1 protein-coding gene is annotated in these 442 nt (G+C 53.6%); it reads right to left on the minus strand.

Translation table 11 applies throughout. The features are described from left to right. On the minus strand, positions 1-372 hold a 372-nt coding region (locus tag ACI77D_RS29360), incomplete at its 3' end, for a transposase (RefSeq protein WP_407018106.1). Positions 373-442: the final 70 nt, after the last annotated feature.

A 442-nucleotide genomic window follows, 5' to 3' on the forward strand; every position in this document is an offset into this window, starting at 1 on the left:
GTTGATGACCTGCAAAATCCCACCGGCCAGTTCATGTTTTTCCAGCAGTCGGCGGAAGTTGAGAATCGTGGTTTCATCCGGAATCCGATCCAGATGCAGCCCGGCAAACTGGCGCAGAATTGTGGTTTCGTAGAGCGATTCTTCCATGGCCGGGTCGCTATAACCGAACCAGTTTTGCATCAAATGAACCCGCAACATCGCCATCAACGGATAGGCCGGACGACCACCTTCGCCCTTCGGATAGTGCGGTTCGATCAGTTTGACCAAGCCATTCCAGGGCACGACCTGATCCATCTCGCTCAGGAAGCGCTCACGGCGGGTTTGTTTGCGTTTGCCAGCGTATTCGGCGTCAGCGAAGGACATCTGCTTCATCGGGGCTCAACCGTTCAGTACTTGGGACTGGCGTATTTCACCAGATTTGGAAGTCTTTTTCAGAGTTTCC

It is taken from the genome of Pseudomonas sp. O39 (genome assembly GCF_045447295.1).
Taxonomy (GTDB): domain Bacteria; phylum Pseudomonadota; class Gammaproteobacteria; order Pseudomonadales; family Pseudomonadaceae; genus Aquipseudomonas; species Aquipseudomonas antarctica_A.